Below are 13,992 nucleotides of genomic sequence, written 5' to 3' on the forward strand. Positions count from 1 at the left end.
TCGCGGGCTGAGCGGGTCGGCGTGTACCGACAGTCGCGGTGCGCTAACAAACTGACGGGGAGGCTCGCGTGAGCGCCCCTCGCGAAGGCAGACTCGCAACCGTGGTGAATACCCGGCCGTCCATCCCCATCGGCCGCGGCGAAATCCTCGACCAGGCCCGCACCCGGCTCGCGGCCGGGGGGAGCGTACTGCTGTACGGGCCGGCGGGGATCGGTAAGTCCACCATCCTGCAGGCCCTCGCCGCGGACGCCGGTCCCGCCCTGGTCCTGCGTGCCGACGCCGCCGAAGCCGAAGCCGAACTGCCCTACCTCGCACTGGTCGACCTGTTCGACGGCGTGCTCGACGAGTACGCCGCCGCGCTCCCCGCGCACCTGCGCGCCGCCCTCGACGGCGCGCTGCTGCGCAGCTCCCTGCCGGACACGGCGCACGACCAGCTCGCCGTCCGGCTCGCCGTGCTCGAACTGGTCCGCGCGCTTACCGCCGACCGGCCGGTGCTGCTGGTCCTCGACGACGTGCAGTGGATCGACCAGCCCAGCGCGGGCGTGCTCCGCTTCGTCGTCCGGCGCCTCGGCTCGGTCGCCGCGCGGGTGCTCGCCGCCGAGCGGGTCTCCGACGGCGGCGCTCCGACAGCGCTCGACCTGTGCCCGCCCGGGTGCGTGGAGCTTGCCGTGCCGCCGCTGCCCGAGTCGGACGTCGCCGACCTGCTGCGCGCCCGGCTGGGCGGGCCGGTGCCCCGTAGCCGGCTGCACCGGGTCTACACCGCCAGCGGCGGCAACCCGCTGTTCGCCGTGGAGCTGGGCCGGGCGCTGCGCGAGCGCGACGAGGACTCGCCGACCGCGCCGCTGCCCGTGCCCGACCGGCTGCGGGCGCTGCTCGCCGCCCGGATCGCCACGCTGCCCCCGCGCGTCCGCCCGGCGCTGCTGGTGGCGGCGGCCACCGCCCGCCCGAGCCGGTCGCTGCTCGAGCACTGCGGGATCGCCGTCGACGAGGAGCTGGGCGGGGCGGTCTGCGCCGGGGTGGTCTCCGTCGACGGCGACGCGGTCACGTTCTCCCACCCGCTGCTGCGCGAGATGGTGTACGCCGACGCCACCCCGACGGAGCGGCGGCGCGCGCATGAAATGCTCGCCGACGCGGTCGTCGATCCGGTCGAACGGGCCCGCCACCTGGCGCAGGCGCGGCCGGAGCCGGACGAGTCCCTGGCGGACACGCTCGCCGACGCCGCGGCGGTGGCGCGGCGGCGCGGCGCCCCTGCCACGGCCGCCGACCTGGCCGCGCTCGCGTCCGAGCGCACGCCGGCCGCGCTGCCCGGGGTCGCGGCGCGGCGCTGGCTGTCGGCTGCCGAGTACGCCTACGACGCGGGTTCGCCCGCCGATGCCACCCGGTACGCGACGGTGGCCGTCCGGGAGGCGGCCGACCCGCGTACCCGGGTCGGCGCCCGGCTGCTGCTGGTCGACCTCGCCGGCCAGGACAAGTCGGGAGTGGCGCCGCTGCTGGACGAGGCGTTCCGGGACGCCGCCGATGACCCCGCGCTGCTGGCGCGGGTACGGCTGTACCGGGGTGTCAAGGCGCACTACGACCGCGACACCGAGGCGGCGCTCGCCGAGCTCAAGCGCGCCGAGGAGACCGCCGGGCAGTGCGGTGATCTCGACTGCCTGGTCGAGGTTCTCGGCTGGCAGGGCAGTTTCCACGACGGCCCCGAGGGTGACGAGATCCTGGAGCGGGCCGGTGAGCTGGCGCTGGGGCTGCCGCTGACCCGCCCGGTCATCGCGGCCCGGCAGTTGGCCGCGATGAGCCGGCTGTTCCGCGGCGATGTCGCCGAGGCCATCCGGCGCATCGAGTCGCTGCGTACGGCGGTCGAGAGCGCCGGCACCGTCCACGACCTCGCCGTCGTACTGATCTCGGTCGCCGGCATCTACTGGCGGGCCGGCCGGTGCGCCGACGCGCTCGCCGCCGGTCGCTACTGCGCCCGCCTGTACGCCGACGTGGAGATCACGCCGGGGCCGGGGCTGCTGGTCGGCGCCATGAGTGAGCTGCTCGGCGGCACCGCCGACCAGGCGGCCACCTATGCCGAGCAGGCGGTGCGCGCCATCCAGGACGCCGGCGACGAGGACTGGCTGAAGCTCGCGTACGCCACCCAGGGCATGGTGCACCTGCACCGCGGTGACCCGGCGGCGGCCGCGGACGTGATGCGGCAGGCGTGGGCGATCGAGCAGTCCCACGGCCGGGTGGACCCGGGCGTCCTGCCCTGGCACGCCGACTTCATTGAAGCGCTGATCGCGTCGGGTGCGCGGGCCGAGGCCGCGACGGTGCTGGCCGAGGTGCAGCGCTGCGCCGAGCGGCTCGGGCGCGACGTGGCGCTGCTCGGCCTGGCCCGGGCCCGGGCGATGCTCACCGCGGCGGTCGATCCCCGGGAGGCCGCCGAGTCGCTGGCCGCGGCGATCGAGAAGTGGGCCGACCACCCGTACCCGCTGGAGGTCGCGCGGGCCTGGCACACCCTCGGCGGGCTGGAGCGGCGCGCGCACCGGCGGGGCGCGGCCCGGGCCGCCCTGACCGAGGCGGTCCGCCGGTACACCGCCGCCGAGGCGGTGCCGTGGCGGCAGGTGGCCACCGCGGAGCTGGCCCGGCTCGACGGCGGTCGCGGCGCCGGGCTGTCGGAGACCGAGCGGCGCATCGTCGAGCTGGTGCGTGGCGGCGCCACCAACCGGGAGATCGCCCGGTCCATGTTCCTGTCGATCAAGGCCGTGGAGGCCAACCTGACCCGCCTGTACCGGCGGCTCGGCGTGCGCAACCGGGCTCAGCTGGCCCGCGCGCTCGACTCGATGGACTGACTGCTCTTTCCGGCTGGGGCCCGTGATCATGAGAGCGGGAGTGGTGCCGGGTTGTGTCGGCCGTCACCCTCTTCGCGGTTTCGGTTGCGTACCCTCCGTGACCTCTATACAGTCTCCTGCATAGTCATGCAGGAGGCGGTATGGGAATGCGAGTCGCGGTCGCCGGGGCGAGCGGGTACGCCGGTGGCGAACTGCTGCGCCTGATCGCCGGGCACCCGCACCTCGAGCTCGCCGTCGCGACGGCGCAGAGCCAGGCCGGGTCGCCGCTCGGTGCGGTGCACCCGCACCTGGTCGACCTCGCCGACCACGTCCTCGCACCGACCGAGCCCGCCGCTCTCGCCGACGCCGACCTGGTGTTTCTGGCTCTCCCGCACGGGGAGTCGGCAGCGGTGGCCGCCCAACTTCCGGCCCACACCAAGGTCGTCGACCTGGGAGCCGACCACCGGCTGGTCGATCCGGAGGACTGGACCCGCTACTACCCGGGCGCGCACGCGGGTACCTGGACGTACGGGCTGCCCGAGCTGCCGGGCCAGCGGGAGAAGATCGCCGGGGCCACCCGGGTCGCCGCGACCGGCTGTTACGCGGTCTCCACCATCCTCGCGCTCGCGCCGCTGATCACGGCCGGGGTCGCCAGCCCCGACGACGTGGTCGTCGTCGCCGCGTCCGGCACCTCCGGAGCCGGCAAGTCGCCCAAGGCGCACCTGCTCGGCAGCGAGGTCATGGGCGACCTGAGCCCGTACAAGGTCGGCGCGCACCAGCACGTACCCGAGATCAAGCAGGCGTCCGGCGCCCGGACGCTGTCGCTCACGCCGGTCCTCGCGCCCATGCCGCGCGGGATCCTGTCGACCGTCACCGCGGTCGCCACCGCCGCCGGCGTGGACGTGCGCGCGGTCCTGGCCGACGCGTACGCGGGGGAGCGGTTCGTCCGGGTCCTGCCCGAGGGCCGCTGGCCGCACACGGCCGCCACGTACGGGTCGAACGCCTGCCACCTGCAGGGCACGGTCGACCTCGACTCCGGCCGCCTGCTCGTCACATCCGCGATCGACAACCTCGGCAAGGGCGCGGCGGGCCAGGCGGTCCAGTGCGCCAACCTCATGCTCGGCCTGCCCGAGGAGGCAGGCCTCACGGCGAACGGAGTGGCACCGTGAGTGTTACCAGTCCGAAGGGGTTCCGGGCGGCCGGGGTGACCGCCGGCCTGAAACCGTCCGGTAAGCCTGACGTGGCGCTCGTCGTCAACGACGGGCCGGACGCCACCGCGGCCGGCGTGTTCACCGCCAACCGGGTCAAAGCCGCGCCGGTGTTGTGGAGCCAGCAGGTGCTGCGCGCGGGCATCGTGCGCGCCGTCGTGCTCAACTCCGGCGGCGCCAACGCCTGCACCGGCCCGCAGGGTTTCCAGGACACCCATCGCACCGCCGAGCACGTCGCGGCCCGGCTGACGGCGGCCTCGCGGCAGCCGTTCGGCGCGGCGGACGTCGCCGTCTGCTCGACCGGCCTCATCGGTGAGCGGCTGCCCATGGACAAGCTGCTGCCAGGGGTGGACGCGGTCGTGCGTGGGCTCGCCCGCGACGGCGGCGACGCCGCCGCAGCAGCGATCATGACGACGGACACCCAGCCCAAGACGACCGTCAAGACCGGCGAGGGGTACACCGTCGGCGGCATGGCCAAGGGCGCGGGGATGCTCGCGCCGGCTCTCGCCACCATGCTGTGCGTCCTCACGACCGACGCGGTGGCCTCCTCGGCGGTCCTCGACGCGGCGCTGCGCGAAGCGTGCCGGCTCACCTTCGACCGGATCGACTCCGACGGCTGCATGTCGACCAACGACACGGTGCTGCTGCTGGCCAGCGGCGCCTCCGGCATCGAGCCCTCGCCTCTGGAGCTGACCGCCGTGGTCACCGAGGCCTGCCACGACCTCGCCCAGCAGTTGCTCGCCGACGCGGAGGGCGCGACCAAGGACATCGCCATCGAGGTGACCGGCGCGGCGAGCGAAGCCGACGCGCTGGAGGTCGGCCGCTCGATCGCCCGCAACAACCTGGTCAAGTGCGCGTTCTTCGGCAACGACCCCAACTGGGGCCGCATCCTCGCCGCGATCGGCACCACCGCCGCCACCTTCGACCCGGACGCGATCGACGTGGCCATCAACGGCGTGTGGGTGTGCCGCAACGGTGCCGCCGGTGACGACCGGGGCAAGGTCGACCTGACCAGCCGCAAGGTCACCGTCCGGGTCGACCTGCACGCCGGCGACGCCGCGACGACGATCTGGACCAGCGACCTGACCACCGGCTACGTCCACGAGAACTCGGCGTATTCGACATGAACGGACGGGATCTCGGGATCGCGCTCGGCAAGGCCTCCACGCTGATCGAGGCGCTGCCGTGGCTGCGGGAGTTCCACGGCGCGACCGTCGTCGTCAAGTACGGCGGCAACGCGATGATCGACAACGAGCTGAAGCGGGCGTTCGCCGCGGACATGGTGTTCCTGCGGTACGTGGGGATCAAGCCGGTCGTCGTGCACGGCGGCGGGCCCCAGATCTCATCGATGCTGGGTCGGCTCGACATCGAAAGTGAGTTCCGCGGGGGCCTGCGCGTGACGACGCCCGAGGCGATGGACGTGGTCCGCATGGTTCTCGTCGGGCAGGTCGGCCGGGAGTTGGTGAACCTCATCAACGGCTACGGCCCGCTCGCGGTCGGGATGTCCGGTGAGGACGCGGCGCTGTTCACGGCCGTACGGCGGGCCGCCATGGTCGACGGGGAGCCGGTCGACGTGGGGCAGGTGGGCGACGTCGCCGAGGTCAACACCTCCGCGATCACCGACCTGATCGAGGCCGGCCGGATCCCGGTGGTGTCGACGGTCGCCCCCGACGCCGACGGCGTCCTGCACAACCTCAACGCCGACACCGCCGCCGGCGCGCTCGCGGTGGCGTTGAACGCGCGCAAGCTCGTCGTCCTCACCGACGTCGAGGGCCTGTACGCCGACTGGCCCGACACCGGCAGCCTCATCACCCAGATGACCGCCGACGAGCTGGCCGGCATGCTGCCCACGCTCGACGCGGGGATGGTCCCGAAGATGGAGGCCTGCCTGCGGGCGGTCAAGGGCGGGGTGCCGGCCGCGCACGTCGTGGACGGGCGGGTACCGCACTCGATCCTGCTCGAAGTGTTCACCTCGGAAGGGTTCGGAACGATGGTGGTCCCATCATGAGTGTGGTCGAGCAGTGGAAGTCCGCGGTCATGAACACGTACGGCGCGCCGTCGCTCGCCCTGGTACGCGGTGAGGGCGCGGTCGTCGTCGACGAGGCCGGAAAGTCCTACGTGGACTTCCTCGGCGGGATCGCGGTGAACGCGCTCGGCCACGCCCACCCGGCCGTGGTACGCGCGGTCACCGAGCAGATCCAGACGCTCGGCCATGTGTCCAACCTGTACGCGGCGAAGCCGCCGGCGGCGCTGGCCGAGCGGCTCGTGGCGCTCGCGGGAGCACCGGGCGCCGTCTTCTTCGCCAACTCCGGCGCCGAGGCCAACGAGGCGGCGTTCAAGCTGTCCCGGCGTACCGGACGCACCCACATCGTCGCGGCGGCCGGCGGGTTCCACGGCCGGACGATGGGCGCGCTGGCGCTCACCGGCCAGCCGGCCAAGCGCGAGCCGTTCCTGCCGCTGCCGGAACAGGTGACGCATGTGCCGTACGGCGACGCCGACGCGCTGGCCGCCGCGGTCACCGACGCCACCGCCATGGTGATCCTCGAACCGATCCAGGGGGAGGGCGGCGTCGTCGTGCCGCCCGCCGGATACCTGGCCGCGGCCCGCGAGATCACCGCCCGGCACGGCGCGCTGCTCGCCCTCGACGAGGTGCAGACCGGTATCGGGCGCACCGGGTACTGGTACGCCTTCCAGGCTGAAGGCGTCGCGCCGGACGTGGTGACGCTCGCCAAGGGGCTCGGCGGCGGCCTGCCGATCGGCGCCTGCATGGCGTTCGGCGAGGCGGCGGCGCTGCTCGGCCCGGGCAGCCACGGCAGCACGTTCGGCGGCAATCCGGTCTGCTGCGCCGCGGCGCTGGCCGTCCTCGACACCATCGAGTCCGAAAACCTGCTCGACCACGTCAAGCGGGTCGGTGAGCGGCTGCGCGCCGGCATCGAGGCACTCGGCCACCCGCTCGTCGCGGGGGTCCGCGGCGCCGGGCTGCTGCTGGGCGTCGTGTTCAGCGCACCGGTCTCGGCCGCGGTGGCGGGCGCGCTGCGCGACGCCGGGTTCCTCGCCAACGCCGTACAGCCCGACGTGCTGCGCCTGGCGCCGCCGTTGATCCTGACCGCCGACCAGGCGGACGCGTTCGTGGCCGCCCTGCCGGCCGCTCTGGAGAAAGCACAATGATCCGGCACATCCTGCGTGACGACGACCTGACGGCGGCCGAGCAGGCCGCCGTCCTCGATCTGGCGGCCCAGCTGAAGGCCGACCGGTACGGCCAGCGGCCGCTCGCCGGTCCGCGCTCGGTCGCGGTCATCTTCGAAAAGCCCAGCCTGCGTACCCGGGTGTCGTTCGAGGCCGGGATCGTCGAACTGGGCGGCCACCCGATCATCATCGACGCCCAGAGCACCCACTTCGGCCGGGGCGAGACGGTGGCGGACGCCGCCCGGGTGCTGTCGCGGTTCGTGCGCGCGGTCGTGATCCGGACCGGCGCCGACGAGCGGCTCGCCGAGCTCGCCGCCGGGGCGACCGTGCCGGTGGTCAACGGGCTCACCGACGGGTTCCACCCCTGCCAGCTGCTGGCCGACCTGCTCACGGTCCGGGAGCGGCTGGGCTCGACCCAGGGCCGGACCCTCGCCTTCCTCGGCGACACGGGCAACAACATGGCCAACTCGTACCTGCTGGGCGGGGCGACGGCGGGCATGCACGTACGGCTCGCCGGCCCGGCCGGCTTCGACCCCGACCCGGCGGTCGTGGCGCGCGCCGCGCAGATCGCCGCGACGACGGGCGGCTCGATCGAGGTCGGCCACGACCCGGTGCGGGCCGTGGCCGGCGCCGACGTGGTCGCCACCGACTGCTGGACGTCGATGGGGCAGGAGAGCGACGGCCTGGACCGGATCACGCCGTTCCGGCCGTACCAGGTCAACGCCGACCTGCTTGCCGGCGCCAAGCCGCACGTGGTCGTGCTGCACTGCCTGCCCGCCCACCGCGGCGAGGAGATCACCAGCGACGTGCTCGACGCCAGCGCCGCCTGGGACGAGGCCGAGAACCGGCTGCACGCCCAGAAGGCCCTGCTCACCTGGCTGCTGTCATGACCGCCCCGCAGACCAAAGCCGCCCGGCACGCCCGCATCGACGCGCTCATCCGGCAGCGCCCGGTGCGCTCCCAGACCGAGCTCGCCGATCTGCTCGCCGCCGAGGGGATCCAGGTCACCCAGGCCACCCTGTCGCGGGACCTGGAGGAGCTGGGCGCGGTCAAGGTGGGCGGGGCGTACCTGATCCCGGAGGACGGCAGCCGACCGTTGCGCCACGCCGAGCAGGCGCCGGCCCGCCTCGTACGGCTACTGCGCGAGCTGCTCACCGGCGCGGACGCCAGCGGCAACCTGGTCGTCCTGCGTACCCCGCCGGGCGCCGCGCAGTTCCTGGCCAGCGCGCTGGACCGCTCCGGCCTGCCGGACGTGATCGGCACGATCGCCGGCGACGACACGATCCTGGTCGTCGCCCGGGACGTGATGGGCGGCCCGGCGCTGGCCGAGAAGCTGTCGGCCTGGGGCCGTACCGATGCCGCGGCCGGGCCCGTTGACAACGACATCGCAGCCGCTCCCCCGGGCGGCACACAGCTAGTAGAAGGATTTGAAAGGAGCACATCATGACCGACCGGGTCGTGCTTGCATACTCCGGAGGGCTGGACACCTCCGTCGCCATCCCGTACCTCGCCGAGAAGACCGGCGCCGAGGTCATCGCCGTGGCGGTCGACGTCGGCCAGGGCGGCGAGGACCTGGCCGTCATCCGCCAGCGGGCGCTCGACTGCGGCGCCGTCGAGGCGGAGGTCGTCGACGCCAAGGAGGAGTTCGCCGCCGACTTCTGCCTGCCGGCGCTGCGCGCGAACGCCCTCTACATGGACCGGTACCCGCTGGTGTCGGCGCTGTCCCGGCCGCTGATCGTGCGCCACCTCGTGGCGGCGGCCCGCAAGCACGGCGGCACGATCGTGTCCCACGGCTGCACCGGCAAGGGCAACGACCAGGTCCGGTTCGAGGTCGGCATCGGCGCGCTCGCGCCCGACCTCAAGGTCATCGCTCCGGCCCGCGACTTCGCCTGGACCCGCGACAAGGCGATCGCGTACGCCGAGGAGAAGGGCCTGCCGATCGACGTGTCGCACAAGTCCCCGTACTCGATCGACCAGAACCTGTGGGGCCGCGCCGTCGAGACCGGGTTCCTCGAGGACATCTGGAACGCGCCGATCGAGGACCTCTACAGCTACACCCAGGACCCGACGGTACCGAAGGACGCCGACGAGGTCGTCATCACCTTCGACGGCGGCGTACCGGTGGCCATCGACGGCGAGACCGTCACGCCGTACCAGGCCGTCGCGGAGCTGAACCGGCGCGCGGGTGAGCACGGGGTCGGCCGCCTCGACATGGTCGAGGACCGGCTCGTGGGCATCAAGAGCCGTGAGGTGTACGAGGCCCCCGGCGCGATCGCCCTCATCACCGCCCACCAGGAGCTGGAGAACGTCACGGTCGAGCGGGACGTGGCCCGCTTCAAGCGCACCGTCGACCAGCGGTGGGGCGAGCTGGTCTACGACGGCCTGTGGTTCTCGCCGTTGAAGAAGGCGCTCGACGCGTTCATCGCGGAGACCCAGAAGCACGTGTCCGGCGAGATCCGTCTGGTGCTGCACGGGGGCCGGGCGACGGTGACCGGCCGGCGCTCCGAGGCCAGCCTGTACGACTTCAGCCTGGCCACGTACGACGAGGGCGACATGTTCGACCAGTCGCTGGCCAAGGGCTTCGTCGACCTGTGGGGCCTGCCCAGCCGGCTGGCCGCCGCCCGCGACGCCCGCCTGGAGCACTGACCCGCCCATACGCGATCTTGGGGAGTTTGACATCGTATTCGGTGTCAAACTCCCCAAGATTTACCTGAAGTCCTGAAGTCCTGAAGGAGTAAGCGCGTGACGCAGACCGACGGACCCACGCGGCTGTGGGGCGGCCGCTTCGCCGGTGGTCCGGCCGAAGCCCTGGCCCGGCTCAGCGTGAGCGTCCAGTTCGACTGGCGCCTGGCCCCGTACGATCTCGCCGCCTCCCGGGCGCACGCCCGGGTCCTGGCTCGGGCCGGTCTGCTCGACGCCGAGGAGCTCGGCCAGATGCTCGCCGCGCTCGACGACCTCGAGTCGGCCTGCGCGGCGGGCGAGTTCCGGCCGACCGTCGAGGACGAGGACGTGCACACCGCGCTCGAGCGCGGCCTCCTCGAACGCCTCGGCACGCTGGGCGGCAAGCTGCGGGCCGGGCGTTCCCGCAACGACCAGGTCGCCACCGACCTGCGCCTGTACCTGCGCGACCACGCCCGTGGCGTCGCCGCCCGGATCGTCGAACTGGCGGACGCGCTCGTCGACCAGGCCGGCCGGCACATCGACACGCCCGCCCCCGGCTTCACCCACATGCAGCCGGCGCAGCCGGTCACCTTCGGACACCACCTCCTCGCGCACGTCCAGGCGCTGCTGCGCGACCTCGACCGGCTGCGCGACTGGGACCGCCGCGCCGCCGTCTCGCCGCTGGGCTCCGGGGCACTCGCCGGCTCGTCGCTGCCGCTCGACCCGGTTGTCGTCGCCCACGAGCTGGGCTTCGACGCGGCGGTCGCCAACTCCATCGACGGCGTCGCCGACCGCGACTTCGTCGCCGAGTTCCTGTTCGTCGCGGCGCTCACCGGCGTGCACCTGTCCCGCATCGGCGAGGAGGTCGTGCTCTGGACGACGCCGTCGTTCGGCTGGGTCGAGCTCGACGACGCCTTCGCGACCGGTTCGTCGATCATGCCCCAGAAGAAGAACCCCGACATCGCCGAACTGGCCCGGGGCAAGTCCGGCCGGCTGATCGGCCACGTCGCCGGCGTACTGGCCATGCTCAAGGGACTCGCGCTCGCGTACGACCGGGACCTGCAGGAGGACAAGGAGCCGGTCTTCGACGCGGTCGACACCCTGGAGCTGGTCCTGCCCGCGCTCGCCGGCATGATCTCGACCATGACGGTACGGGTGGACCGACTCGCCGAGGCCGCGCCGCGCGGGTACACCCTGGCCACCGAGGTCGCCGACTGGCTGGTGCAGCGGGGCGTGCCGTTCCGCGAGGCCCACGAGATCACCGGCAAGCTGGTGATGATCTGCGCCGCGCGCGAGTGCCCGCTGGAGGACGTGTCCGACGAGGACCTGGCCGCGTGCAGCCCGCACCTGACCCCGGACGTGCGCGAGGTGCTGTCGGTACGCGGGGCGCTCGCGGCGCGTACGACGCCGGGCTCGACGGGTCCCGGTCCGGTGAGTGAGCAGTTCGCCGCCGTGCAGGACCGCCTCGACGGCTGGCGGGAATGGGTCGGGGAGTCGGTCGTACCGCGGTAGCCGGATGAGTCACCAACTCCTGGATCTGCTCGCCGGCCCCGCCGAGGTGGCGGCCCCGGGGCTGCTCGGCTGCCGCCTGACCGCCGGCGGCGTGACTGTACGGCTCAGCGAGGTCGAGGCGTACGCCGGCACGGCCGGCGACCCGGCCTCACATGCCTACCGCGGCCGTACGCCCCGCAACGCGGTGATGTTCGGCCCGCCGGGGTACGCGTACGTCTACTTCACGTACGGGATGCATTTCTGCATGAACGTGGTCTGCGGTCCGGAGGGTGAGGCCGCGGCGGTCCTGCTGCGGGCCGGTGAGGTGGTCGACGGCGTCGAGGAGGCGCGGGCGCGGCGCCGGCTGCGGGTACCCGACGACCGGCAGCTCGCCCGCGGCCCGGCCCGGCTGTGCTCGGCGCTCGGCATCGACCGGTCGGCGTACGGCACGTACCTGCTCGGCGGTGGCCCGGTCACCCTGCTGCCGCCGGAGAAGCCCGTACCCGCCGAGCTGATCTGCAGTGGCCCGCGCGTGGGGGTGACCGGCGGCCACGACACCCCGTGGCGCTTCTGGATCAAAGGTGACCCGACCGTCAGCGAGTACCGGCGGCACGTGCCGAAACGGTCGTCGCGGATCCGCGCCTGACAACCCGTTACGACCGCGCGCCCCCGATGAGGGACAATCGCGGGCGTGACCGACGTACTCGATGACTTGCAGTGGCGCGGCCTGATCGCGCTCTCCACCGACCTCGACGCCCTGCGCGCGGAGATGGCGCGTGGGCCGATCACCTACTACTGCGGCTTCGACCCGACGGCGCCCAGCCTGCATGTCGGGAACCTGGTCCAGATCCTGACCGTGCGGCGCCTGCAGCTCGCCGGTAACAAGCCGCTCGCTCTCGTGGGCGGCGCCACCGGCCTGATCGGCGACCCCAGGCCGCAGTCGGAACGCCAGCTCAACTCGCGCGAGACGGTCGCCGGCTGGGTCGAGCGGGTACGCGGGCAGATCGAGCCGCTGCTGGACTTCGACGGCGAGTACGCCGCCCGCATGGTCAACAACCTGGACTGGACCGAAGGGCTGTCCGCGCTCGACTTCCTGCGCGACATCGGCAAGCACTTCCGGGTCAACGCCATGCTCGCCAAGGAGGCGGTCAGCGCCCGGCTCAACTCCGAAGCCGGCATCAGCTACACCGAGTTCAGCTACCAGATCCTGCAGGGGATGGACTTCCTGGAGCTGTTCCGCCGGTACGGGTGCCGCCTGCAGACCGGTGGCAGCGACCAGTGGGGCAACCTGACGGCAGGCAGCGACCTGATCCGCCGGGTCACCGGTGAGTCGGTGCACCTGCTGGCCACGCCGCTGATCACGAACGCGTCGGGCGAGAAGATCGGCAAGTCCACCGGTGGCGGCAACCTCTGGCTCGACCCGGAGATGACCAGCCCGTACGCGCTGTACCAGTACTTCATCAACGTCGACGACGCGACGGTCGGACCGCTGTTGCGGATCTTCACGTTCCTCGACCGCGAGGAGATCCTCGCCCTGGAGAAGGAGACCGCCGAGCGGCCCGCCGCGCGCGTCGCGCAGCGGCGGCTGGCCGAAGAGGTCACCCGCCTGGTCCACGGCGAGGAGGAGACCCGCGCCGTCATCGCCGCCAGCCAGGCCCTGTTCGGGCGGGGCGACCTCGAGGCGCTGCCGCCGGCGACGCTGCGGGCGGCGCTTGCCGAGGCGGGGCTGGCCGAGATCCGGAGCTCTCTGCCACCGGTCGCCGCACTGCTCAAGGAGTCCGGCCTGGTTTCGAGTATGAACGAGGCCAGGCGCACCATCGCCGACGGCGGCGCGTACATCAACAACGTCCGGGTGACCGATGCGGAGGAGGCGGTCTCCGAGGACGCGCTCCTGCACGGTCGTTGGCTCGTCCTGCGCCGGGGCAAGAAGACCATCGCGGGGGTCGAGCTGGTGCGTTAGGCGTACGGGTATGGCCGGCGCCTCTCGGGCGCCGGCCATACCTGGCGTCGTGGAGCTCGACGGGTGGTTGCCGCAGCGTCGACGGCGACGGGAATGCGTCTCCGGCCGTGGTTGTTGGACTCGCTGCCGCCGGCCGCTTGGCCGGTCCGGGTGCTGACTCTTGGGGTGGGAATGAGTCGTCGCTGGCCGGCGATGACAGTAGGGCTCCGCTCGGTGAGCGTCCTCAGCGTTCCCGTAGTGCATCGTTCGCGATGGTCAGTCGGAATGTGACGCAGGACAACGGTCGCGGATTTGACGATCATGAGCCGTCGAGCGTAATTTTCTCTTTGCCCGCGGGGCTGACGGAGATCATCTCCGGCGGCGGCGGGCCAAGCCAGGTGGGTGGTGCGTGAGCGCTGGCCTGACTGGTGCCCGATGTGGCAACTACTTCGACCGGATCTGCGGTTCGTTTGGAGTGGGAGCTCAAATCGGGTAACCTGAACGACCGGCAGGGAACCGGGCGAGTGCGGTGCGGGAGCGCCGTGGCGGCCGGCCTGTCAAAATCCTTCGATGTTGTGTCGTTGGTTGTCTGCTGCGCTGGTGCGCGGATCGGACAGTGGGTGCCAAACCCGGCAAGCCGGGACTTGACACCACGAACCGGACGGGATAACGTTAGGGAGTTGCCCCGGATGCGGGCCGC

11 protein-coding genes are annotated in these 13,992 nt (G+C 72.8%); all 11 read left to right on the plus strand.

Annotated features, from left to right (window positions below):
* Positions 1-101: 101 nt before the first annotated feature.
* The 11 genes from HC031_RS34530 to tyrS all read left to right on the plus strand — a co-directional run bounded on the left by HC031_RS34530 (position 102) and on the right by tyrS (position 13,313).
* Positions 102-2,828 (plus strand): AAA family ATPase, encoded by a 2,727-nt coding sequence (locus HC031_RS34530; protein WP_167927682.1) that lies wholly within the window; start codon positions 102-104, stop codon positions 2,826-2,828.
* 140 nt (positions 2,829-2,968) lie between these two features.
* Positions 2,969-3,976 carry an N-acetyl-gamma-glutamyl-phosphate reductase gene (gene argC / locus HC031_RS24120; protein WP_167927683.1) on the plus strand — a complete coding sequence of 336 codons (1,008 nt, stop codon included), beginning with the start codon at positions 2,969-2,971 and terminating at the stop codon, positions 3,974-3,976.
* Positions 3,973-5,142, plus strand: a complete 1,170-nt coding sequence (argJ, locus tag HC031_RS24125) for a bifunctional glutamate N-acetyltransferase/amino-acid acetyltransferase ArgJ (RefSeq protein WP_167927684.1) — start codon at positions 3,973-3,975, stop codon at positions 5,140-5,142. The genes argC and argJ overlap by 4 nt, the downstream gene beginning before the upstream one ends.
* On the plus strand, positions 5,139-6,023 hold the full coding sequence (gene argB, locus HC031_RS24130; protein ID WP_167927685.1) for an acetylglutamate kinase: 885 nt from the start codon (positions 5,139-5,141) through the stop codon (positions 6,021-6,023). Before argJ ends, argB begins: the two co-directional genes overlap by 4 nt.
* Positions 6,020-7,183 carry an acetylornithine transaminase gene (locus tag HC031_RS24135; protein ID WP_205863157.1) on the plus strand — a complete coding sequence of 388 codons (1,164 nt, stop codon included), beginning with the start codon at positions 6,020-6,022 and terminating at the stop codon, positions 7,181-7,183. The genes argB and HC031_RS24135 overlap by 4 nt, the downstream gene beginning before the upstream one ends.
* Complete coding sequence (argF, locus tag HC031_RS24140) at positions 7,180-8,091, plus strand: ornithine carbamoyltransferase (RefSeq protein WP_167927686.1); 912 nt, start codon at positions 7,180-7,182, stop codon at positions 8,089-8,091. The genes HC031_RS24135 and argF overlap by 4 nt, the downstream gene beginning before the upstream one ends.
* Complete coding sequence (locus HC031_RS24145; RefSeq protein WP_167927687.1) at positions 8,088-8,648, plus strand: arginine repressor; 561 nt, start codon at positions 8,088-8,090, stop codon at positions 8,646-8,648. The genes argF and HC031_RS24145 overlap by 4 nt, the downstream gene beginning before the upstream one ends.
* The gene (locus tag HC031_RS24150) at positions 8,645-9,847 is read left to right on the plus strand and encodes an argininosuccinate synthase (protein WP_167927688.1); all 1,203 of its coding nucleotides are present in this window, start codon (positions 8,645-8,647) and stop codon (positions 9,845-9,847) included. The genes HC031_RS24145 and HC031_RS24150 overlap by 4 nt, the downstream gene beginning before the upstream one ends.
* A 96-nt stretch (positions 9,848-9,943) precedes the next feature.
* Positions 9,944-11,374: an argininosuccinate lyase gene (argH, locus tag HC031_RS24155; protein ID WP_167927689.1), complete on the plus strand. Its 1,431-nt coding sequence runs from the start codon at positions 9,944-9,946 to the stop codon at positions 11,372-11,374.
* Between the two features lie 4 nt (positions 11,375-11,378).
* Complete coding sequence (locus HC031_RS24160) at positions 11,379-11,999, plus strand: DNA-3-methyladenine glycosylase (protein WP_167927690.1); 621 nt, start codon at positions 11,379-11,381, stop codon at positions 11,997-11,999.
* Between the two features lie 45 nt (positions 12,000-12,044).
* The gene (tyrS, locus tag HC031_RS24165; protein ID WP_167927691.1) at positions 12,045-13,313 is read left to right on the plus strand and encodes a tyrosine--tRNA ligase; all 1,269 of its coding nucleotides are present in this window, start codon (positions 12,045-12,047) and stop codon (positions 13,311-13,313) included.
* Positions 13,314-13,992 lie beyond the last annotated feature (679 nt).

Origin of the sequence: Planosporangium thailandense (genome assembly GCF_011947195.1) — a bacterium.
Classification (GTDB): Bacteria; Actinomycetota; Actinomycetes; order Mycobacteriales; family Micromonosporaceae; genus Planosporangium; species Planosporangium thailandense.

Excerpts from the sequence above, each read along its gene's own strand:
- argC (WP_167927683.1), top strand. The coding sequence starts at position 2,969 with ATGGGAATGCGAGTCGCGGTCGCCGGGGCGAGCGGGTACGCCGGTGGC.
- argB (WP_167927685.1), top strand. The coding sequence starts at position 5,139 with ATGAACGGACGGGATCTCGGGATCGCGCTCGGCAAGGCCTCCACGCTG.
- HC031_RS24135 (WP_205863157.1), top strand. The coding sequence starts at position 6,020 with ATGAGTGTGGTCGAGCAGTGGAAGTCCGCGGTCATGAACACGTACGGC.
- argF (WP_167927686.1), top strand. The coding sequence starts at position 7,180 with ATGATCCGGCACATCCTGCGTGACGACGACCTGACGGCGGCCGAGCAG.
- HC031_RS24145 (WP_167927687.1), top strand. The coding sequence starts at position 8,088 with ATGACCGCCCCGCAGACCAAAGCCGCCCGGCACGCCCGCATCGACGCG.
- HC031_RS24150 (WP_167927688.1), top strand. The coding sequence starts at position 8,645 with ATGACCGACCGGGTCGTGCTTGCATACTCCGGAGGGCTGGACACCTCC.
- HC031_RS24160 (WP_167927690.1), top strand. The coding sequence starts at position 11,379 with ATGAGTCACCAACTCCTGGATCTGCTCGCCGGCCCCGCCGAGGTGGCG.